This window comes from Rhodobacter sp. NSM (genome assembly GCF_052244495.1).
Lineage (GTDB): Bacteria > Pseudomonadota > Alphaproteobacteria > Rhodobacterales > Rhodobacteraceae > Cereibacter_A.
The window spans coordinates 183,334-203,106 of record NZ_JBQPXH010000001.1 but is presented as its reverse complement, the minus strand read 5'-3'; the positions used below and the strand labels follow the sequence as shown (position 1 = coordinate 203,106).

At 69.8% G+C, this 19,773-nt stretch carries 20 protein-coding genes; 16 read left to right on the top strand and 4 right to left on the bottom strand.

From position 1 onward, the window contains the following. Nucleotides 1–3: 3 nt before the first annotated feature. The 8 genes from ACTVZP_RS00930 to dtd all read left to right on the top strand — a co-directional run bounded on the left by ACTVZP_RS00930 (nucleotide 4) and on the right by dtd (nucleotide 6,014). Entirely contained in the window at nucleotides 4–642 is a 639-nt protein-coding gene (locus ACTVZP_RS00930; RefSeq protein WP_443210192.1) for a DUF6338 family protein, read from the top strand. Beyond that, nucleotides 632–820: a hypothetical protein gene (locus ACTVZP_RS00925; RefSeq protein WP_443210191.1), complete on the top strand. Its 189-nt coding sequence runs from the start codon at nucleotides 632–634 to the stop codon at nucleotides 818–820. The genes ACTVZP_RS00930 and ACTVZP_RS00925 overlap by 11 nt, the downstream gene beginning before the upstream one ends. A 10-nt stretch (nucleotides 821–830) precedes the next feature. Then, complete coding sequence (locus tag ACTVZP_RS00920) at nucleotides 831–1,949, top strand: SPFH domain-containing protein (RefSeq protein ID WP_443210190.1); 1,119 nt, start codon at nucleotides 831–833, stop codon at nucleotides 1,947–1,949. A gap of 1 nt (nucleotide 1,950) precedes the next feature. Beyond that, on the top strand, nucleotides 1,951–3,048 hold the full coding sequence (locus ACTVZP_RS00915; RefSeq protein WP_443210189.1) for a primosomal protein N' (replication factor Y) - superfamily II helicase: 1,098 nt from the start codon (nucleotides 1,951–1,953) through the stop codon (nucleotides 3,046–3,048). A gap of 4 nt (nucleotides 3,049–3,052) precedes the next feature. After that, nucleotides 3,053–3,490, top strand: a complete 438-nt coding sequence (locus ACTVZP_RS00910) for a YqaA family protein (RefSeq protein WP_443210188.1) — start codon at nucleotides 3,053–3,055, stop codon at nucleotides 3,488–3,490. Nucleotides 3,491–3,683: 193 nt separating this feature from the next. Then, nucleotides 3,684–4,643 carry a phosphoribosylaminoimidazolesuccinocarboxamide synthase gene (locus ACTVZP_RS00905; RefSeq protein ID WP_443210187.1) on the top strand — a complete coding sequence of 320 codons (960 nt, stop codon included), beginning with the start codon at nucleotides 3,684–3,686 and terminating at the stop codon, nucleotides 4,641–4,643. Nucleotides 4,644–4,656: 13 nt separating this feature from the next. Beyond that, nucleotides 4,657–5,577: a carbohydrate kinase family protein gene (locus ACTVZP_RS00900; protein ID WP_443210186.1), complete on the top strand. Its 921-nt coding sequence runs from the start codon at nucleotides 4,657–4,659 to the stop codon at nucleotides 5,575–5,577. Next, nucleotides 5,577–6,014 (top strand): D-aminoacyl-tRNA deacylase, encoded by a 438-nt coding sequence (gene dtd / locus ACTVZP_RS00895; protein ID WP_443210185.1) that lies wholly within the window; start codon nucleotides 5,577–5,579, stop codon nucleotides 6,012–6,014. Before ACTVZP_RS00900 ends, dtd begins: the two co-directional genes overlap by 1 nt. A gap of 222 nt (nucleotides 6,015–6,236) precedes the next feature. On the opposite strand, the gene ACTVZP_RS00890 is transcribed toward dtd, so the two are convergent. Further along, nucleotides 6,237–8,126, bottom strand: a complete 1,890-nt coding sequence (locus ACTVZP_RS00890) for an acyl-CoA synthetase (RefSeq protein WP_443210184.1) — start codon at nucleotides 8,124–8,126, stop codon at nucleotides 6,237–6,239. A gap of 115 nt (nucleotides 8,127–8,241) precedes the next feature. After that, a complete protein-coding gene (locus ACTVZP_RS00885) occupies nucleotides 8,242–10,029 on the bottom strand; it encodes an ABC transporter transmembrane domain-containing protein (RefSeq protein ID WP_443210183.1) in 1,788 nt (595 codons plus the stop codon). A 140-nt stretch (nucleotides 10,030–10,169) separates the two neighbouring features. On the opposite strand from ACTVZP_RS00885, the gene ACTVZP_RS00880 reads away from it, so the two are divergent. The 5 genes from ACTVZP_RS00880 to ACTVZP_RS00860 all read left to right on the top strand — a co-directional run bounded on the left by ACTVZP_RS00880 (nucleotide 10,170) and on the right by ACTVZP_RS00860 (nucleotide 14,800). After that, nucleotides 10,170–10,994, top strand: a complete 825-nt coding sequence (locus ACTVZP_RS00880) for an alpha/beta fold hydrolase (RefSeq protein WP_443210182.1) — start codon at nucleotides 10,170–10,172, stop codon at nucleotides 10,992–10,994. Next, complete coding sequence (locus ACTVZP_RS00875; RefSeq protein WP_443210181.1) at nucleotides 10,991–11,968, top strand: threonine ammonia-lyase; 978 nt, start codon at nucleotides 10,991–10,993, stop codon at nucleotides 11,966–11,968. Before ACTVZP_RS00880 ends, ACTVZP_RS00875 begins: the two co-directional genes overlap by 4 nt. Before the next feature lie 88 nt (nucleotides 11,969–12,056). Then, nucleotides 12,057–12,845: a 3-oxoadipate enol-lactonase gene (pcaD, locus tag ACTVZP_RS00870; RefSeq protein ID WP_443210180.1), complete on the top strand. Its 789-nt coding sequence runs from the start codon at nucleotides 12,057–12,059 to the stop codon at nucleotides 12,843–12,845. Continuing rightward, nucleotides 12,838–13,563 (top strand): alpha/beta fold hydrolase, encoded by a 726-nt coding sequence (locus ACTVZP_RS00865; protein ID WP_443210179.1) that lies wholly within the window; start codon nucleotides 12,838–12,840, stop codon nucleotides 13,561–13,563. The genes pcaD and ACTVZP_RS00865 overlap by 8 nt, the downstream gene beginning before the upstream one ends. 28 nt (nucleotides 13,564–13,591) lie before the next feature. Next, nucleotides 13,592–14,800 carry a TCR/Tet family MFS transporter gene (locus tag ACTVZP_RS00860; protein WP_443210178.1) on the top strand — a complete coding sequence of 403 codons (1,209 nt, stop codon included), beginning with the start codon at nucleotides 13,592–13,594 and terminating at the stop codon, nucleotides 14,798–14,800. A gap of 84 nt (nucleotides 14,801–14,884) precedes the next feature. Here ACTVZP_RS00860 and ACTVZP_RS00855 read toward each other — a convergent pair whose 3' ends face one another. After that, nucleotides 14,885–16,897: an elongation factor G gene (locus ACTVZP_RS00855; protein WP_443210177.1), complete on the bottom strand. Its 2,013-nt coding sequence runs from the start codon at nucleotides 16,895–16,897 to the stop codon at nucleotides 14,885–14,887. A 237-nt stretch (nucleotides 16,898–17,134) separates the two neighbouring features. Between ACTVZP_RS00855 and hisB the strand changes: the two genes are divergently transcribed. Together hisB and hisH are read left to right on the top strand one after the other, a co-directional pair. Continuing rightward, on the top strand, nucleotides 17,135–17,722 hold the full coding sequence (gene hisB, locus ACTVZP_RS00850; RefSeq protein WP_443210176.1) for an imidazoleglycerol-phosphate dehydratase HisB: 588 nt from the start codon (nucleotides 17,135–17,137) through the stop codon (nucleotides 17,720–17,722). Next, the gene (gene hisH, locus ACTVZP_RS00845; protein ID WP_443210175.1) at nucleotides 17,722–18,360 is read left to right on the top strand and encodes an imidazole glycerol phosphate synthase subunit HisH; all 639 of its coding nucleotides are present in this window, start codon (nucleotides 17,722–17,724) and stop codon (nucleotides 18,358–18,360) included. Before hisB ends, hisH begins: the two co-directional genes overlap by 1 nt. Nucleotides 18,361–18,521: 161 nt before the next feature. Here the strand turns inward: hisH and ACTVZP_RS00840 are convergent, their stop codons facing one another. Then, the gene (locus ACTVZP_RS00840) at nucleotides 18,522–18,902 is read right to left on the bottom strand and encodes a DUF2147 domain-containing protein (protein WP_443210174.1); all 381 of its coding nucleotides are present in this window, start codon (nucleotides 18,900–18,902) and stop codon (nucleotides 18,522–18,524) included. Between the two features lie 138 nt (nucleotides 18,903–19,040). On the opposite strand from ACTVZP_RS00840, the gene hisA reads away from it, so the two are divergent. Continuing rightward, the gene (gene hisA / locus ACTVZP_RS00835; RefSeq protein ID WP_443210173.1) at nucleotides 19,041–19,760 is read left to right on the top strand and encodes a 1-(5-phosphoribosyl)-5-[(5-phosphoribosylamino)methylideneamino]imidazole-4-carboxamide isomerase; all 720 of its coding nucleotides are present in this window, start codon (nucleotides 19,041–19,043) and stop codon (nucleotides 19,758–19,760) included. Nucleotides 19,761–19,773: the final 13 nt, after the last annotated feature.

Here is a 19,773-nt window from a genome sequence, read left to right as displayed (position 1 = left end):
GCGATGAACAGCCTGATTACGCCGGACAACTTCGAGTTCTTCGCGCGTTATCTGCTGGCAGGCCTCATCGTGATCTCGGTTCGCTCGCGATTCGTCGTGGGCGAGCGGCCGAAGCTGACCGAGCAGCTGGTCGAGGCGGTGGCGCTCTCGCTCATCAACCAGCTGGCGTTTCTCATGCTCGCGGCGCTCTGGTCGCTCGTGTCCACGGCGCCCTCGCTGCCCGCACAGGGAGTGTTCTTCATCGAGGTGCTGGTGCTGCCGGCCGCCCTCGGCGCGCTCTTCGGCTGGAACCTGTCGCTCGGGTGGAACCGATCCCTCCTGCGGCGGCTTTCCATGCCGGTGCAGAACCCGGCGCGGCGGGCGTATGATTTCGCCTTCGGCAAGCATCGGGGGCCAAGCTGGGTGATCGTGACCTTCAGCGACGGGACAGTGGTCCACGGCCTCTTCGGCGAGGAGTCGCTGGCCGCGAGCGACGGAAACCGTGGCGACATCTATCTCGAACGCCTATATCATGTGGAAGACGACGGCCAGTGGACGGAGGTTCGGCCCCGAAGGGCCATGCTGCTGTCGCTGGAAGGGATGCGCTCCATCGAGTTCCTCGATCTGGAGGGCGAGCGGGAAAGGACCGACGATGCCGGATGACAGGCGGACCTTGCTGATCGACGGCTACCAGCCCAGCCGCAGGCGTGCGGACAAGGGCTGGTTCACGCGTGGCTCCGACAAGGAAGGCAGCGAGATCGCGCCGAAGCCGCCGAAGGCAGTCTCGGCCATCGTCGTGCCGGGCCGCGACGGCTGGGCCACGGCTGCGCCCAAGAAGTGACGGCGGCCTGATGGCGATCTTCGATTTCCTTGGCGGAGAGTTCATCGACGTCATCCACTGGGTGGATGATACACGCGACACGATGGTCTGGCGCTTCGAGCGGCAGGGCCATGCGATCAAGTATGGCGCGAAACTCACGGTGCGTGAGGGTCAGGCCGCGGTCTTCATCCACGAGGGCCAGCTTGCCGATGTCTTCGGCCCCGGTCTTTACATGCTCGAGACCAACAACCTGCCGATCCTGACCACGCTCCAGCACTGGGACCACGGCTTCCGCTCGCCCTTCAAGTCCGAGGTCTATTTCGTCTCGACCACCCGCTTCAACGACCAGAAGTGGGGCACGAAGAACCCGATCATCTGCCGCGATCCCGAGTTCGGACCCGTCCGCCTGCGCGCCTTCGGCACCTATTCGATGCGTGTGACCGATCCGGGCCGGTTCATGACCGAGATCGTGGGCACCGACGGCGAATTCACCGCCGACGAGATCAGCTTCCAGATCCGCAACGTGATCGTGCAGGAGATGGCGCGCGCGCTGGCCGCGTCCGGGATCCCGGTGCTCGACATGGCGGCGAACACGGCAGACCTCGGCAAGCTCGTGGCGCAGGCCATAGCCCCCACCGTGACGGCCTACGGCCTCTCCATCCCCGAGCTCTACATCGAGAACATCTCGCTGCCGCAGGAGGTCGAGAAGGCGCTCGACAAGCGCACCTCGATGGGAATCGTGGGCGACCTCGGCAAGTTCACGCAATACAGCGCCGCCGAGGCCATGGCCGCGCCGAATTCCGCCGCGGATTCCGCCGTGGCAAGCGGCATGGGCGCCGCGATGGGCCTCGGGATGGCCCAGCGCATGGGTCCGTGGGGCGCGGCCCCCGAGGCGCCGCAACCCGCATCCGCAGCCCCTCCCCCTCCGCCGCCTCCGCCCGTCGAGGCGGTCTGGCATGTGGCGGCCGGCGGTCAGTCCGAGGGGCCTTTCACGCAGTCCGATCTGGCCCACCGTGCAGCGTCAGGGCAGCTGACCCGCACGACACTGGTCTGGACCCCGGGTCAGGACGGCTGGAAGCCCGCAGGAGAGGTGGCGGCGCTCGCCGCCCTGCTCGCACAGACGCCGCCGCCGCTGCCCCCCGGAGCCTGACGTGCGGGACGTCCGGCACTGGCCCTGCGAAAGCTGCGGGGCCGATCTCCGCTTCGCGCCGGGACAGACGCAGCTGGTCTGCGACCACTGCGGTCACGTGCAGAAGATCCCCGAGGCAGCACCCGCCGACCGCCGCGGAATGGGGGAACTCGACCTTCGCACCGCCCTCGCCGACCGCCTGCCCGCCTCGGCGACCGCGCAGGTGCGCACCACCCCCTGCCCCTCCTGCGGTGCGCTCGTCGAATTCCAGGGCGCGACCCACGCGACCGAGTGCCCCTTCTGCGCGACGCCCGTCGTGGCGGGCACCGGCGAGACGCGGCTCATCAAGCCGCAGGCGGTGATCCCCTTCCGCCTGACCGAGCGCGAGGCGCGGCAGGCGATGGTCGACTGGCTGGGCCGGCTCTGGTTCGCGCCGAACGGCCTCAGGCAGTATGCACGCAAGGGGCGCACGCTCGCGGGCCTCTATGTCCCCCACTGGACCTTCGATGCGGCCACGCGCAGCCGCTACACCGGCCAGCGCGGCGACGCCTACTACACGACACGCACCGTTACCGTCGAGGTGAACGGCCGCCCCCAGAGGCGCACCGAGCAGGTGCGCCAGATCCGCTGGACCTCGGTCTCGGGCCGCGTCGCGCGCGAGTTCGACGACGTGCTGGTGCTCGCCTCGCAGAGCCTGCCACGCCGTTATACCGAAGCGCTCGAGCCCTGGGATCTCTCGGCCCTGACGCCCTACCGGGCCGACTGGCTCGCAGGGTTCACCGCCGAAGGCTACACGGTGGACCTGCCCGAGGGCTGGAGCCGCGCGCAGGAAATCATGGCCGGCGTGATCCGGGGCGACGTGGCGCGCGACATCGGCGGAGACGAGCAGCGGATCGGCCAGGTAGAGACCGCCTACGACCGCGAGACCTTCAGGCACGTCCTGCTGCCGGTCTGGATGGCGGCCTATCGCTACAACGGCAAGAGCTACCGCTTCGTGGTGAACGGCCAGACGGGGCGCGTGCAGGGCGAGCGGCCCTGGTCCGTCTGGAAGATCGCCTTCGCGGTCCTGCTCGCGCTGATCGCGGCGGGAATTGCCGCCGCCATCGCGCAGATGCGCTGAGTCCTTGGGCGACCTCTCCGCCGCAGCGCTGCTTGGCCTCAGCGCCTTTGCCTCGGCCACGCTGCTTCCGGGCTCGTCCGAGGCGATGCTGCTGGCCCTTCTCGCGTCAGGCAAGGCCGCAGGCCCGCTGGTGATGGTCGCGACCATCGGCAATCTGGCGGGCTCGCTCGTCAACTGGGCGCTCGGCCGGTTCCTGATCCGCTTCCGCGACCGGCGCTGGTTCCCGGTCTCCGATGAGGCGCTCGAGCGTGCGCAGCGCGGCTACCGCCGCTGGGGGCTCTGGTCGCTCCTCTTCGCCTGGGTCCCGGTCGTGGGCGATCCCCTGACCGTGGCCGCCGGGGCGCTGAAAGTGGGCTTCTGGCCGTTCCTCTTCCTCGTGGGGATCGGCAAGGCCGCTCGTTACATGGTCCTTGCCGCGGGCTTTGCCGCCCTCGGAGGATGACGCGGCAGGCGGCACCGCTGCACGCCGGTGGCGCGCCTCCACCGCCCCTTCCGCGGGGCGCGCGGCCCTGCGTCGGGGATCGTCGCGCGCCCTTGCGCCCCTGCTTGCGAACTCAGGACGGCGGGCCGCTCCTTCCGCGGTTGACAGGACAGGCCGCCGGGCCGATAGAGCCGGGAACAGCACCGGAGGCCCCATGACCGACCTCTCCCGCGTCCTCTCCGAGGCGCATATCCCCGAGCTTCCGAACCCCTATTACGGCAAGGTCCGAGACTGCTACGACCTGCCCGACGGGCGGCGCCTCCTGATCTCGTCCGACCGGATCTCGGCCTTCGACCGCATCCTCGCCGCGATCCCGTTCAAGGGCCAGGTCCTGACCCAGACCGCGCGTTTCTGGTTCGACGCCACGGCCGACCTCTGCCCCAACCACGTCCTCTCCTATCCGGATCCGAACGTGGTCCTCGCGAAGCGCGTGACGATCCTTCCGGTCGAGGTGGTGGTGCGCGGCTACCTCGCGGGCACCACCGGCACCTCGGTGCTCACGCTCTACAGGCAGGGCGCGCGCGAGATGTATGGCCACCGCCTGCCCGAGGGCCTGCGCGACAACGAGGCGCTGCCGCAGCCGATCATCACGCCCACCTCCAAGGCCTTCGACGGCGGCCATGACGAGCCGCTGACCGAGGCCGAGATCGTGGCCCAGGGCCTGCTCACCCGCGCGCAATGGGATGAGGTCTCGGCCCGCGCGCTCGCGCTCTTCGCGCGCGGACAGGCCATGGCGGCCGAGCGCGGCCTGATCCTTGTCGATACCAAGTATGAATTCGGCCTCGACGAAGAAGGCCGCATCCTCATTGCCGACGAGATCCATACGCCGGACTCGAGCCGCTACTGGATCGCCTCGGGCTACGAGGAGGCCTTCCGCGCAGGCAGCCGGCCGCCCTCCTTCGACAAGGACGTGATCCGCGCCTGGGTCGCCGCGCGCTGCGATCCCTATGGGGACTCCATCCCCGAGATCCCGGAGGAGATGATCCGTCGCACCTCCGAAGTCTATGTTGAAGCCTTCGAGACCATCACCGGGCAGCGCTTCGAGCCCGACCTCTCGGGCACGACGCCGCTCGAGAGGATCCGAACGAACCTCGCCCCCTTCTTCACCCGCTGACCGGGAGACGCCGATGATCCTCTGCTGCGGAGAAGCCCTGATCGACATGCTCCCCCGCGAGACCGCGGCGGGAGAGGCGGCCTTCGCGCCCTATGCGGGCGGGGCGGTCTTCAACACGGCCATCGCCCTCGGGCGGCTCGGCGCACCCGCGGGCTTCTTCTCGGGCCTCTCGACCGATCTCTTCGGCATCCAGCTTGCCGAAACGCTGGCTGCAAGCCAGGTCAGCACCGAGTTCTGCGCGCGCTCGGACCGGCCCACCACGCTTGCCTTCGTGCGACTGGTGGAGGGGCAGGCAACCTATGCCTTCTATGACGAGAACACCGCCGGGCGACTTCTCGCCCCCGAGGATCTGCCCGATCTGCCGGACAGCGTGAGCACGCTCTTCTTCGGCGGCATCTCGCTGGTCAACGAACCCGCCGCAGCCACCTACGAGGCGCTGATGGCGTGCGAGGCGCCGCGCCGCGTGACCATGCTCGATCCGAACATCCGCCCCGGCTTCATCACCGATCCCGACGCCTACCGCGCCCGCATCGGCCGGATGATCGCGCTTGCCGACATCGTCAAGCTCTCGGACGAGGACCTGCACTGGCTCGAGGGGCCCGGAGAGGTCGTGAGCCTCGCGCGCCGCCTCCTCGACCGCGGCCCGAAGCTCGTCCTCATCACCGAGGGCGCGGCCGGCGCGCGGGCCGTGACCGCCACGCAGAACCGCTTCTGCGCGGCGACGCCGGTCCGGGTCGCCGACACCGTCGGCGCAGGCGACACCTTCAACGCAGGCGCCCTTGCGGCGCTCTGCGAGGCGGGGGTCCTGGCCGGTCCGGGCATCGCCGATCTGGCCGACGACGTTCTGGACGCGGCCCTCTCGCTTGGCACCCGCGCCGCGGCGGTGACGGTCTCGCGCCCCGGCGCCAACCCGCCCTGGGTGGACGAGCTCTGATGCGGGCCCTCGTGCAGCGCGTCTCGCAGGCCTCGGTCACGGTCGAGGGCGAGACGCTCGGCGAGATCGGCCCGGGCCTCCTGATCCTCGTCTGCGCCATGCAGGGCGACGGCGACGCCGAGGCCGAGGCGCTCGCCGCGCGGATCGTGAAGCTCCGCATCTTCAAGGACGAGGCCGGGAAGATGAACCGCTCGCTGCGGGATGTGGGCGGCGCGGCGCTCGTGGTCAGCCAGTTCACGCTGGCCGCCGACACGAGCCGCGGCAACCGCCCCGGCTTCTCGACGGCAGCCCCTCCGGCCGAAGGCGAGCGCCTCTACCGCCACTTCGCCGCGCGAATGGAGGCCGAGGGCATCCCCACCGCCACCGGCCGCTTCGGCGCCGACATGCAGGTGAGCCTCGTGAACGACGGCCCCGTCACGATCTGGCTGGAGACCTGACCGGCCGGAGGCCTGCCGCTTCGGCAACAACGGCCCGACACCGGGTCGCCCGGGGGTCCGGTCGAGCGCGTCACGATGCGAAGGAGACGGAGGCAGCCGCGCGCGGCCCGTCGCCTGTCCGACCTGCGCCTGTCTTTCACTCTGCCCAAATATCCTCGGGGGTGCGGGGGCAGACAGCCCCCGCTCGCCGCCGGACCCGGCGGGACGTCCGGGCGTCGGGCGTCAGGCCCATTCCCACGGCCGGGTGTATTCCCCGAGCACATGGGCAAGCCGCTCCTCGTCCACCTCGCCCGTCCGCTCGAGCCGCGCCACGAGGCCCCGCTTGCGGTCCTCGACCACCTCCGCCACCCGCACGGGCAGGTCCGCCGAGGCCAGCGCCGCGTCGTAGACCCGGGCGATGGCAAGCCGGCGCAGGTCGGGCTTGAAGACCTTGCCGACCGCCGTCTTCGGCAGTTCCGGCAGGATCTCGATGTGCTTCGGCACCGCCGCCCGCTCGTGGATATGGGCGCGGGCGTGCTCGAGAAGCGCCGCAGGCTCCACCTCGGCATCCTTGACGAGTTCCACATAGGCGCAGGGCAGTTCGCCCGCGAAGGCATCCGGCTGGCCGATCGCACCGACGAAGCTGACCGCCGGGTGCGTCATCAGCGCCGATTCGATCTCGGCCGGGTCTATGTTGTGGCCGCCGCGGATGATCAGGTCCTTCGCCCGCCCCGTGATGAAGAGATAGCCGTCCTCGTCGAGCCGCCCCAGATCGCCGGTCCTGAGGAACCGGTCCTCGGCGAAGAGCCCGTGGTTCTTGTCTTCCTCGGTGTAGGTCGAGCCCTCGAAGACGCCGGGATTGGCCACGCAGATCTCGCCCACCTCGTCGGTGCCGCATTCCTTCAGCACATGGCCGTTGCCGTTGGAATGCAGGATACGGATGTGGGTATGCGGGAAGGGCAAGCCGACCGAGCCGATCTTCTTCGCGCCATCGGGCGGATTGACCGAGACAAGGCAGGTGCATTCCGTCAGCCCGTAGCCCTCGACGATCTGCACGCCGGTCGCCTTCTCGAACCGGTTGAAGAGTTCGACCGGCAGCGGCGCCGAGCCCGAGAAGGCGCCGCGCAGAGAGCTTACGTCGGCATCCACCGGGCGCTGCATCAGCGCGGCCAGCGCCGTGGGCACGGTCACGAGATAGGTGCAGCGCCAGCGCTCGATCAGCTTCCAGAGATTGTCGAAGACGCCCTCGCCGCGATAGCCCGCGGGCGTTGGAAAGACCACCTGCGCCCCGCTCGCGATCATCGACATGAGGATCGGATAGGCCGCGAAGACATGGAACAGCGGCAGCGGGCACATCACCGTATCGGTGTCGCGGAAGAGCAGCCGCTGCCCGCACCAGCCGTTGTAGATCATGCCCGAGACCTTGTGCTGGGCCACCTTCGGCATGCCCGTGGTGCCGCCGGTGTGGAAATAGGCGCCGACCCGGTCAACCTCGGGATCCGGGAAGCCCAGCGTCGCGGGTTGCCGGTCCAGCTCGGCGTTGAAGGCGAGCACGCGCGCCTGATGCGCGGGCTTCACCCTCGGGCGGATCAGCGGCACGATCAGGCTTTTCGGTGGCCCGAGATAGCGCAGCAGGTCGACCTCGAGCACGGTGCGAACCTCGGGCGCGTGCCGCACGGCTTCGGCCACCTTCTGGGCCACATCGGTCTTGGGGAAGGCGCGAAGGGTCACCACCACGCGCGCCTTCGTCTCGCGCAGGATGGCCGCGATCTGGTCGGAGTCGAGCAGCGGATTGATCGGGTTGACGATGCCCGCCACGGCTCCGGCCAGCAGCGTGACGACCGTCTCGCTGCAGTTCGGCAGGACGAAGGCCACGACGTCGCGTTCGCCCACGCCGAGGCTCCGGAACAGGTTGGCGGCCTGCGTCACGCGGCGGTGCAGCTGGGCCCAGGTCAGGGTCTCCGCGCGGCTTCCGGGCGTCGACAGCAGCTGGAAGCTGATCGCCGGACGGTCGCCATGCCGCGCCGCCGCCTGGCCCAGAAACCGGTGCATCGTTCGCGGCGCGCCAGCGACCGGCCATGCCCCTTCAGCCTCGATCGCCTTGAGATCGGCGGCGCAGGCGAAACTCCCCATGTTTTCCTCCTCCCGGCTTCCGTTACCGAAAGCCCCGTCTTTGGTCGGAACGATGGGATGTTTTGTCGCGGACGGCAAGGCGGCGGGCCGCGACAAACGCAACGTCAGGATCCGATCAGATCGCGCCGTCGGTGAACTGCAGCCGCGCGAGGCGCGCGTAGAGACCTCCCTCGGCCACCAGCGCGTCATGCGTGCCGGTCGCCACGATCCGGCCGTGGTCGAACACCACGATCCGGTCCGCACGCTTCACGGTGGCGAGGCGGTGGGCGACGACGAGGGTGGTGCGGTCATGCGCCATGGCCTCGACCGCGGTCTGCACCGCCCGCTCGCTTTCGGCATCGAGCGCCGAGGTCGCCTCGTCCAGCAGCAGGATCTTCGCCCCTCGCAGGATCGCGCGAGCCAGCGCCACCCGCTGCTTCTGCCCGCCCGAGAGCATCACGCCCCGCTCGCCCACGTAGGTATCGTAGCCCTGCGGCAGCATGCTCAGGAAGTCGTGCGCGGCGGCGGCGCGGGCGGCTTCCTCGACCTCGGCGTCGGTCGCCTCGGGTCGGCCGAAGCGGATGTTCTCGCGGGCGGACGTGGCGAAGATCACCGGATCCTGCGGCACGAGCGCGATGGCGCGGCGGAAGTCGTCGCGCGTCATGTCGCGCAGGTCGATGCCATCGATCCGGACCGTCCCCTGCTGCGGATCGTAGAAGCGCAGCAGCAACTGCAGGATCGTGGTCTTGCCCGCGCCCGAGGGCCCCACCAGCGCCACCGTCTCGCCCGGACGCACTTCGAGATCCACTCCGTCGAGCGCCGAGACCTCGGGCCGCGCCGGATAGCGGAAGCGGACACCCTCGAAGCGGATCTCGCCGCGCACGGGCCGCGGCAGCGCCACCGGCTCGGCCGGATCCCGCACCGGATCGTCGGCGGTCAGCAGCTCGTTCAGCCGCTCCGTCGCGCCTGCCGCGCGCTGCAGCTCGCTCCAGATCTCGGACAGCGCGCCGACCGACCCCGCCACCATCACCGCGTAGATGAGGAACTGGACCATCTCGCCCGGGGTCATGGTGCCCGCGCGCACGTCGCGCGCACCGACCCAGAGAACGCCGACGATCCCGGTGAAGACGAGGAAGATCACGATCACCGTCATGATCGCCCGCGTGCCGATCCGGTCCTTGGCCGACAGGAAGGACTTCTCGGTCACCTCGCCGAAGACCGACCGCGACTGGCGCTCGTGGGTGAAGGCCTGCACCGTCTGCACCGAAAGGAGCGCCTCGGACGCGTTGCCCGAGCTTTGCGCGATCCAGTCCTGGTTCTCGCGCGACAGACGGCGGAGCTTGCGGCCGAGGATCACGATCGGCACCACCACCAGCGGCACGATCAGCATCACGAGGCCGGTCAGCTTGGTCGAGGTGAAGAGGAGGAGGATCAGGCCGCCGATCAGGATCAGCAGGTTGCGCAGCGCCACCGAGATCGAGGAGCCGATCACCGACAGCAGCAGCGTCGTGTCGGTGGTCAGTCGCGAGAGCACCTCGCCCGTCATGATCCGCTCGAAGAAGGCGGGGCTCATGCCCATCATCCGGTCGAAGAGCGCGCGGCGGATGTCGGCCACGACCCGCTCGCCCAGACGGGTGACGAGGTAGTAGCGCAGGCCCGTTCCCGCCGCGAGCGCCGCCGCGATGAAGAGCGCCGCGGAAAAATACTCGTCGAGAAGCGCCGCGTTGTTCTCCATGAACCCGTCGACCACGCGCCGCACCGTCACGGGCAGGATCAGGCTGATGATCGCGGTCAGGACGAGCGCGCCGAGCGCCCCGAAGGTCAGCTTGCGATAGGGGGCGAGGAATGGCACGAGGCCCCGCAGCGCACCCATCCTCCTCGATGTCGGACGATCCTCGAGCTGGGTGGTGGGTCTTCGTGCCATGCGTCCCGTCCTCCTCTTGTCGGGCCGTGGTTTAGGGCGCAACGGCCGTGGCGGCAAGGTCCCGATCCTTCACGCCGGACTTCCGTCGCGACGGAAGCTGTGCAAGTCTCCCGCCGACCCCACGTCACGAGAGCCCTCCGATGCCCCAGTTCTTCACCGCGAGCGACGGTGCCCGCCTCGCCTATGCCGACGAGGGAGAGGGGCTGCCGCTCCTCTGTCTCTCGGGTCTCACCCGGACAGGGGGCGACTTCGACTACGTGGCGCCGCATCTGTCGGGCGTCAGGCTGATCCGGCCGGACTATCGCGGGCGCGGCGCCTCCGACTGGACCGGCGCCGCGACCTATACCGTCCCGCGCGAGGCGCGGGACGCGGTGGAGCTGCTCGACCATCTCGGCATCGGCTCGACGGCGATCCTCGGCACCTCGCGCGGCGGCCTGATCGGCATGTTCCTCGCGGCCACGGCGAAGGACCGCATGCGGGGACTGTGCCTCAACGACGTGGGGCCGGAGATTGACCGGGCGGGCCTTGAGAAGATCTTCAACTACGTCGGCCGGAACCCCGCTGTCGGCACCCATGCCGAGCTCGCTGCGGCGCTGCCGTGGCTCATGACGGGCTTCGCCGGCGTGCCGGACGAGCGCTGGATGGCGGAAGCGAGGCTCCACTACACGCAGACCCCCGACGGCCTGCGCATCACCTACGACCCGACGCTGCGCGAGGCCTTCATTGGCGCCTTCGAGGGCGAGCCCGCGGACCTCTGGCCGCTCTTCGATGCCTGTGCGGGCCTGCCGCTGGCGCTGATCCGGGGGGCGAACTCGGATCTTCTCTCGCCTGCGACCGCCGCCGAGATGCGGCGCAGGCGTCCCGACATGATCTTCGCCGAGGTGCCGGGACGCGCCCACATCCCCTTCCTCGACGAGCCCGAAAGCCTCGCCGCGATCCGTGACTTCCTGAAGGCCGTCGCATGACCGACATCGCGATGATCGAGGCCGCAGCGGCCCGGCTCTCGGGCCACGCGCGGCGCACGCCCCTCCTCTCCTCGCCCTTCCTCGACGAGATCGCGGGGCGGCGGGTGCTGGTGAAGGCCGAATGCCTGCAGCACACCGGCTCGTTCAAGTTCCGCGGGGCCTGGTCGGCGCTCTCGGCGCTCGATCCGTCGCGCCGGGCTCAAGGCGTCATCGCCTACTCCTCGGGCAACCATGCGCAGGGGGTGGCGCTGGCCGCCGCACGGCACGACGCCCCCGCCGTGATCGTGATGCCTTCGGACGCACCACGGCTCAAGATCGAGAACACCCGCGCGCTTGGAGCCGAGGTGGTGCTCTATGACCGCGCGACGGAGGATCGCGATGCGATCGGCGCGCGGCTCGCGGAAGAGCGGGATCTGACCCTGATCCGTCCCTTCGACGAGCCGCTGGTCATTGCGGGACAGGGCACGACGGGACTCGAGATCGCCGAACAGGCAGCGGAGGCGGGCGTCACGACCGCCGACGTGCTCACCTGCTGCGGCGGCGGCGGGCTGACGGCCGGCATCGCCCTCGCCCTCGAGGCGCGCGCGCCGGGGCTGCGCGTGCGCCCGGTCGAGCCTTCAGGCTTCGACGACACCGCCCGCAGCCTCGCCGCGGGCAGGATCCTGAGCAACCCGACCCTGACCGGCTCGCTCTGCGATGCCATCGTCACCCCGGCGCCCGGCCGGATCACCTTCCCCATCCTCGCCCGACTCTGCGGGCCGGGCCTCGCCGTCAGCGATGACGAGGCGCTGGAGGCGATGGCGCTCGCCTGCCAGCGGCTCAAGATCGTGCTCGAGCCCGGGGGCGCGGTGGCGCTGGCGGCAGCACTCTTCCGGCCCGAGGCCATCGAGGGCGGGGCCGTCATCTGCACGGCCTCGGGCGGAAATGTCGATGCGCCGGTCTTCGCCCGCGCCCTCGGGCGCCTCGCCGACTGACCCTGCCGTTCGCGCTTCGTGAACGGCAGGATGCGCCGGCCTGTCCCGAAACGCCCTCCGCATGCCGGAGATCCATGGAGCCCGACCCATGCCAGACCTGCAACTCGGCGATCTCCGCCTCTCCTACCGAGATGAGGGCAGCGCCACCGGCGCGCCCGTCGTCTTCGCCCATGCGCTCGGCTCGGACCTGCGGATCTGGGACAACCTCGTGCCTCTGCTGCCGCAGAGCCTCCGGATCCTTCGCTACGACCTGCGCGGTCACGGTGGCTCCTCCACACCCGAGCCGCCGTATGCGATGGGGGCCCTCGTCCGTGACGCCGAGCGGCTGATGGAGGCGCTCTCGATCCGCGACGCGGTCTTCGTCGGCTGCTCGATCGGCGGGATGATCGCGCAGGGCCTTGCGGTAAAGCGGCTCGATCTGGTCCGCGCGCTGGTCCTCTGCGACACCGCGGCCAAGATCGCCACGCCCGAGATCTGGCAGGACCGGATCGACCAGGTGCGCAGCTACGGCCTCGAATCCCTCGCCGAGCCTACGATGAAGCGCTGGTTCGCCCCCGCCTTCCGGCAAGGCCCCGAGGGCCAGCTGTGGCGCGAGCGGTTCATCGCGGGCGACCCCGATGGCTATGCCGGGGGCGCCGCGGCGATCGCTGGGACCGACTTCTACACGACGACGGCAAGCCTCACCCTGCCCACCCTCGCGCTGGTCGGATCCGAGGATGGCTCGACTCCGCCGGACCTCGTGCGCGAGACGGCCGCGCTGATCAGGGGCAGCCGGTTCGAGATCGTGCGCGGCGCGGGCCATGTGCCCTCCATCGACAAGCCGGCCGTGGTGGCGGCGCTGATCACGGATTTCCTGCGCTCCGTCGGCCATGTCTGACTTCCTTCTGGTCCACGGATCGGGCTACGGCGCCTGGTGCTGGTCAGGTGTGATGCGGACACTCAAGGCGGAAGGACACAGGGCACGGGCCATCGACCTGCCGCGGAACCTCGCAGGAAGCGTGAACATCGCGTCCTATGCGTCTGCGATCCTTTCCGAAATAACGACTCCGGTAACGCTGGTGGGCCATTCTTCAGGCGGGTTCGCCATCGCCGCCGCGGCCGAGGCCGCCTCTCCGGGCTTCATCGAGCGCCTCATCTTTCTCTGCGCCTATGCTCCGCGGGATGGCGCCTCGGTGGCCTCGATGCGCCGCGGACAGGCGCGCCAGCCGCTGCGCCCGGCGATCATTCTGGCACCGGACCGGCGCAGCTACCGCTTCGACCCCGGCCTTGGCATGGACTGCCTCTTTCACGATTGCGACTCCGCGACCGCTGCCGAAGCCATGACCAGGATGGTGCCCGAGCCGGTGGACCCGCAGGAGGAGGCGATCCACCTGACCGCGCGCTACCACGCGCTGGCGAAGCACTACATCCGCTGCCTCGACGACCGCGCGATCCCGCCCGAATGCCAGGCCGCCATGACGAACGACTGGCCAGCGGGCACCGTCTCGACACTGGCTGCGGGTCATTCGCCCTTCCTCTCCTGCCCCGAGGCGCTGGCAAAACGTCTCATCGCGGTGGCGGCAAATCCGCTTTCCTGCCAGCCGACGCCCGGATAGGGTCCGCCCGCCCTTCTCCGAGACCCACATGACCCAGCCCCGGCTCGCCCTCGCCTTCATCCTCGTCACCGTCACGCTGGATGCGATCGGGATCGGGCTCATCTTCCCCGTCATGCCCGAGCTGATCCTCGAGATCACGGGGCAGCCCCTGTCGGAGGCGGCGGTCTGGGGCGGTCTCCTCTCGGCCTCCTTCGCCGTCATGCAGTTCCTGTTCGGGCCGACCATCGGCAGCCTGTCGGATCGGTTCGGGCGACGGCCGATCCTGCTCGGCTCGCTCGTCATCATGTCGGCCACCTATCTCGTCATGGCGCTCGCGCCGACGATGGCGATCCTGCTCGCGGCGCGGATCGTGGCGGGGATCGTCTCGGCCACCTATGCCACCGCCTCGGCCTTCATCGCCGACGTGACGCCGCCCGAGCATCGCGGCAAGCGATTCGCGCTGATCGGCGCGGGCTTCGGCATCGGCTTCGTCCTCGGGCCGGCAATGGGCGGGCTGCTCGCAGGCATCGACCTGAGGGCGCCCTTCTTCGCGGCGGCGGTCATGGCGCTGCTCAATCTCGGCCTCGGCAGCCTCATCCTGCCCGAGACGGTCACGGACGCCACCCGCCGCCCCTTCGCGCTTGCGCGCGCCAACCCGCTCGGTGCGCTGCGCGCCGTGGCCCGCCTGCCCGAACTGCGCCGGCCGCTCGCGGTCTTCCTGATCCTCGGGATCGCGATGAACGTCTATCCGGCGGTCTGGGCCTTCTACGGGCACGCGCAATTCGGTTGGGGCGCGGCCATGGTCGGAGCGTCGCTCGCGCTCTATGGCATCAGCTTCGCCGTGGGACAGGTGGCGCTGGTCGGTCCTGCGATCCGGCATCTTGGCGAGCATCGCACGGCGCTGGTCGGGATCTGGGTCGACATCCTCACCCTCGCGATCCTCGGTTTCCTGACCTCCGGAACGGGCGCGCTCTTCCTCATCCCGGTGACGGCGCTCGGAGGCGTGGTGGTGCCCGCGCTCCAGTCCATCCTGTCACGCGCCACGCCGGCGGATGCTCAGGGAGAGTTGCAGGGTCTGCTCGCCTCGCTGAACGCCATCGCCATGATTGCCTCGCCGCTGGTGATGACCGCGACCTTCCGCGCCTTCACGCATGACGGCGCGCCGCTGCACCTGCCGGGCGCGCCCTTCCTGCTCGCCTCGCTGCTGATGGTGGGGGCGCTGGTCCTGCACCGGAGGCCGCGCCCGGAACGGGGATGAACAACGATCCGGACGTGGCCGCTTGAAAGCAGGAAGGGAGGCGCAAGGCCCCCCCTTCCCGAACGCGAGCGTTCTTGAGGCTGGTCATGCACCCTGAGCGGCCAGCGCCCTTTCGGCCTCCCGGCCGTGAAGCTCCTGCAGGTGGTCGAAGCGGCAGGTGTAGGTGCCGACGCCGAGGCTCTGCGAGCGGATCTCGACGATCAGACCGTCCATCTCGCCCTGCGGGATCAGGGCCTGCACCTCGTCCCAGCCCGGCCAACCGTCCTTGGCGTCAAAGCCGAGCAGCTGGCCGCGCCGCCCGGTCACGATCCGCTGGACCCGCGGCGTGAACTCCGACGGGACCGAGACCGCCACCGCAAGCACGGGCTCGAGCAGCACCGGCGCGCAGCCCGGCATCGCCTCGGACATGCCCTTCTGGGCCGCCTTCTGGAAGGCCATGTCGGAGCTGTCGACCGTGTGATAGCTGCCATCGGTCAGCGTCACCGCGACGTCCACCACCTGATGGCCGAGCGGTCCCTTGGCGAGGTAGCCCTGCACGCCCTTCTCGACGGCGGGGATGTAGTTCCTGGGCACCACCCCCCCGGTGATCCGCTCGTCGAAGACGAAGCCCTCGCCGCGCGGCTGGGGCCGGATCTCGAGATGCACGTCGGCGAATTCGCCATGCCCGCCGGACTGCTTCTTGTGCCGGGCGTGGATGGTCGCGGCCTTGGTGATGGTCTCGCGATAGGGGATGGCGGGCTTGGCCGAGGTCACCACCAGGCCATATTCGTTCTTCATGCGCGAAAGCGCGATCTGAAGCTGCATCTCGCCCTGCCCGCTGAGGACGAGCTCTGCCGTCTCGGCCTGATGGGCCGACGAGATCGAGGGATCCTCTTCGGCCAGCCGCGCCAGCGCCGCGGCGAGCTTCACGTCATCGGCCTGCTTCTCGGCCCGGATCGCCAGCGCGTGGAGCGGGGCCGGCGGTGCCGGCCAGTCGGACTCGACCACGCCGCTCTCGGTCAGCAGGTCCCCCGTGGCGGCCCCCGCCATGCGCCCGAGCGCCACGACCTCGCCCGGTCCCGCCGTGCCCTTGGCCGAGGTGCGGCGGCCCATCAGCGCCATGACCGAGCCGACGCGGTCCTGCCCCAGCGTGATCCCGTCCTTCACTTCGCCGGACCACACGCGGGCAAGCGACATCTTCCCCGACTGGCCCGCATAGACGGTCTTGAAGACCTGCGCCATCGTGCCGGCGGTGGCGATCCCCAGCCGGTCGGCCGTGGCCTCGACGCCCGGCGCCTCATGGCGCAGCGCCTTCAGCAGCCGGCGGATCCCGTTCTCGTTCTCGGCCGAGCCGAAGAAGACCGGCACGATCAGGTCGCGCTGCAGGTCGCGGGTCAGGTTGGCATAGATCTCGTCGGTCGAGGGCACCACGTCCTCGAGCAGTTCGGTCATCAGCGCGTCGTCGAAATCGGCAAGCGACTCGAGCATCCCCGTCCGGGCCTCGCCGCTCGCATCGGCCAAGGCATCGGGCAGCGCGACCAGATCCGACGGCTTGTGCGGGTTCCACCGCCAGGCGCGCTCGGACACGAGATCCACCATGCCGGTCACCTTGCCCGACGCATCGCGCATCGGGATCTCGCGCAGGACGAGCGGCCGACCCGAGACCGCCTGCAACGCCTCGAAGGTGCCGCGGACCGTGGCCTCGGGCAGATCCATCTTGTTGACATAGACGAGGTGCGGGATGTTGCGGTCGTCGAGGAAGCGCAGGATCGGCGAGAGGGTCACGGCACGTTCGGGCATCGGCTCGGCCACCACCACGACGATGTCGGCCACCATCATCGCGCATTGCGCGTCATAGGTCAGTTCGACCGAGCCGGGGCAGTCGATCAGCGCCCATTGCTCGCCGAGATAGTCGAAGCTCGCCACCGAAAGCTCGGTGCTCATCTGGCGGGCGCGCGCCTCGGGCGCCGCATCGCCGACGGTGTTGGCATCCTTGACAGCGCCGCGCCGGTCGATGGCGCCCGCGGCGAACAGCAGATCCTCGAAGAGGGTCGTCTTGCCGCAGGTGTAGCTGCCGACCAGAGCGGCGCAGCGCGGGCCTGATGGTTGATGGCTCATGGATCGTTCTCCCATCGCACAATCCGGAGGCGGAGAGCCGCGAATGCGCCTCTCCCCGGCTCAGTGTGCGTCTTTGCCGGAAGTCTGGCCAGTGTTTCGTGGCCTGCCTGACCCCAATTGCTCCACCCGCACCGGCCGGGCTGCCTTGACCTGAATCAATGGATTTCGCCTTCAGCCACGGCCTTCCCTCGGCTCCGGCAGTTTCCTATAAGGTGCGCGACCGAGAAGGAGCCGCCCATGCGCAAGGCCGAGATCAGCCGCAAGACCGCCGAGACCGCCATCTCCGTGACGGTCGATCTGGATGGCACCGGACGCTACGACATCCGCACCGGCGTGGGGTTCTTCGATCACATGATGGACCAGCTCGCCCGGCACTCGCTGATCGACATCACGCTGCGCTGCGAGGGCGACCTGCACATCGACGACCACCACACGGTCGAGGACTGCGGCATCGCGCTCGGGCAGGCGCTGACGAAGGCGCTCGGCGACAAGCGCGGCATCCGCCGCTACGGCAGCTTCCACCTCGCGATGGACGATGCGCTGGTGCGGGCGGCGCTCGACCTGTCGGGGCGGCCCTTCCTCGTCTGGAACCTGCCCTTTCCGACCGAGAAGATCGGCAGCTTCGACACCGAACTGGTGCGCGAGTTCTTTCAGGCGCTCTCGACCCACGGCGGAATCACGCTGCACGTGGACATGCTGCACGGGCTGAACAGCCATCACATCGCCGAGGCCGCCTTCAAGGCTGTCGCCCGGGCACTCCGCGAGGCGGTCGAGCCCGACCCGCGCGCGGCCTCGGCGATCCCCTCGACCAAGGGCATGCTCTGATGCTGACGGTTCTCGTCGATTACGACAGCGGCAACCTGCATTCCGCCGCGAAGGCCTTTCAGCGCATGGCCGACGAGACCGGCGCGGGGCGGGTGCTCGTCTCGGACAAGCCCGAGGACGTGGCGCGCGCCGACCGGATCGTGCTGCCCGGCGACGGGGCCTTCCCGGCCTGCCGCCGCGCACTCGGCAGCTACGGCGGCCTGTCCGAGGCCATCGAGGAAGCCGTGACGCGGCGCGCGCGCCCCTTCCTCGGCATCTGCATCGGCATGCAGATGATGGCGACGCGCGGCCTCGAATACGAGGAGACGCCGGGCTTCGGCTGGATCGCGGGCGAGGTGATGCGGATCGCGCCCTCCGATCCGCATCTCAAGGTGCCGCACATGGGCTGGAACGACCTGACGGTGGACCATCCCCACCCGGTGCTGGCGGGTATCGAGACGGGCGATCACGCCTATTTCGTCCATTCCTACCATTTCCGCGTGACCCACGACGCCGAGCGGCTGGCCCATGTCGACTACGGCGCCGCGATCACCGCCATCGTCGGGCGCGAAACCATGGTGGGCACACAGTTCCACCCCGAGAAGAGCCAGAAGACCGGCCTGCGTCTGATCTCGAACTTCCTGACCTGGAAGCCCTGAGCGGCGGGGAGAGCCTGCCGCGGACTCTGGCCGACCGGGCCCCGAGGGCGCCATCCCGCCCCCACACGGCTCCCTCCCGCCGAAACGCGCCCTGTCGGGCTCCGGTCTGCCACCTGTCCCGTGCCTCGTCTTCTTGCAGACGGCCGGCGCAGGCGCCGCGCCTACTTTACCCGAACCCAGGTCTGGCCCTTGCAGAAGGGGCCGACGCAGCCCGAGACCTTCAGCCGGTCGCCGTCGAGCGCCATTTTCGAGCGGTAGATCTTGCCGGTCGAGGGCTGCCAGATCTTGCCTTCGCCGTAGCGCCCGCCGCCTGCGGGGACCATGTCCCAGACGATGGCCTTCCCGCGGTTGGGCGAGACATATTCCGCCCCGGCCTTGAAGGTGCGGCCGATCGTGCCGCAGATCTTCGGCCCGCAGGGCGCCAGCGTCACATGCGCAAAGGCGCCCTCGTCCGGCTCCGTCTGCCAGATCCCCTCGACGGGATCGGCCAACGCCGCCCCCGCCGCCAGCGTCAGAGCCGCCGCCAGGCACGCAATCCTCATCCTCATCTCCTCCCCGAGATCCCAAGGCCCGAGGATCGCGGCGGAACCGGCCTGCGGGCAAGCGTGACGTCGGGTCCTTGGCATCGGGAACGCGGCGTGCCAGAAGCCGCGCGAGAGAGTGACATCCCGGAGAGCGCCATGATCCTCTATCCCGCCATCGACCTGAAGGACGGCCAGTGCGTGCGCCTCTTGCGCGGCGAGATGGAGGCCGCGACCGTCTTCGGCGACGACCCGGCCGCACAGGCAGCGGCATTCGAGTCGGCGGGCTGCGAATGGGTGCATCTGGTCGACCTGAATGGCGCCTTCGCGGGCCGCCCGGTCAATGCGGCCGCGGTCGAGGCGATCCTGGCGCGGATCGCGGTGCCGGCCCAGCTTGGCGGCGGCATCCGCGACATGGCGACCATCGCCCTATGGCTCGAGAAGGGGCTTGCCCGCGTGATCCTCGGCACGGTCGCGGTCGAGAACCCCGATCTCGTGCGCGAGGCCGCCCGCGCCTTCCCGGGCCGGGTCGCCGTGGGCATCGACGCCCGCAAGGGCCGCGTGGCGACCAAGGGCTGGGCCACCGAAACCGACGTGATGGCGACCGACCTCGCGCGCTCCTTCGAGGACGCGGGCGTGGCCGCGATCATCTATACCGACATCGACCGAGACGGCGCCATGGCGGGGCCGAACATCGAGGCCACAGACGCGCTCGCGCGCGCGGTCTCGATCCCGGTCATCGCCTCGGGCGGCGTCTCCTCGCTCGCCGACCTCATCGCGCTCCGCGACACGGGCACCATCGCGGGGGCCATCTCGGGCCGCGCGCTCTACGACGGCGCCCTCGACCTTGCTCACGCGCTGCGCGCGCTGCGCGCCTGACGGCCTTTCATTC

Bases quoted from the DNA above. Each gene is read 5' to 3' on its own strand.
- ACTVZP_RS00930 (WP_443210192.1), top strand. From the start codon at position 4: ATGAACAGCCTGATTACGCCGGACAACTTCGAGTTCTTCGCGCGTTAT.
- ACTVZP_RS00925 (WP_443210191.1), top strand. From the start codon at position 632: ATGCCGGATGACAGGCGGACCTTGCTGATCGACGGCTACCAGCCCAGC.
- ACTVZP_RS00920 (WP_443210190.1), top strand. From the start codon at position 831: ATGGCGATCTTCGATTTCCTTGGCGGAGAGTTCATCGACGTCATCCAC.
- ACTVZP_RS00905 (WP_443210187.1), top strand. From the start codon at position 3,684: ATGACCGACCTCTCCCGCGTCCTCTCCGAGGCGCATATCCCCGAGCTT.
- ACTVZP_RS00900 (WP_443210186.1), top strand. From the start codon at position 4,657: ATGATCCTCTGCTGCGGAGAAGCCCTGATCGACATGCTCCCCCGCGAG.
- dtd (WP_443210185.1), top strand. From the start codon at position 5,577: ATGCGGGCCCTCGTGCAGCGCGTCTCGCAGGCCTCGGTCACGGTCGAG.
- ACTVZP_RS00890 (WP_443210184.1), bottom strand. From the start codon at position 8,126: ATGGGGAGTTTCGCCTGCGCCGCCGATCTCAAGGCGATCGAGGCTGAA.
- ACTVZP_RS00885 (WP_443210183.1), bottom strand. From the start codon at position 10,029: ATGGCACGAAGACCCACCACCCAGCTCGAGGATCGTCCGACATCGAGG.
- ACTVZP_RS00880 (WP_443210182.1), top strand. From the start codon at position 10,170: ATGCCCCAGTTCTTCACCGCGAGCGACGGTGCCCGCCTCGCCTATGCC.
- ACTVZP_RS00875 (WP_443210181.1), top strand. From the start codon at position 10,991: ATGACCGACATCGCGATGATCGAGGCCGCAGCGGCCCGGCTCTCGGGC.
- pcaD (WP_443210180.1), top strand. From the start codon at position 12,057: ATGCCAGACCTGCAACTCGGCGATCTCCGCCTCTCCTACCGAGATGAG.
- ACTVZP_RS00865 (WP_443210179.1), top strand. From the start codon at position 12,838: ATGTCTGACTTCCTTCTGGTCCACGGATCGGGCTACGGCGCCTGGTGC.
- ACTVZP_RS00860 (WP_443210178.1), top strand. From the start codon at position 13,592: ATGACCCAGCCCCGGCTCGCCCTCGCCTTCATCCTCGTCACCGTCACG.
- ACTVZP_RS00855 (WP_443210177.1), bottom strand. From the start codon at position 16,897: ATGAGCCATCAACCATCAGGCCCGCGCTGCGCCGCTCTGGTCGGCAGC.
- hisB (WP_443210176.1), top strand. From the start codon at position 17,135: ATGCGCAAGGCCGAGATCAGCCGCAAGACCGCCGAGACCGCCATCTCC.
- hisH (WP_443210175.1), top strand. From the start codon at position 17,722: ATGCTGACGGTTCTCGTCGATTACGACAGCGGCAACCTGCATTCCGCC.
- ACTVZP_RS00840 (WP_443210174.1), bottom strand. From the start codon at position 18,902: ATGAGGATTGCGTGCCTGGCGGCGGCTCTGACGCTGGCGGCGGGGGCG.
- hisA (WP_443210173.1), top strand. From the start codon at position 19,041: ATGATCCTCTATCCCGCCATCGACCTGAAGGACGGCCAGTGCGTGCGC.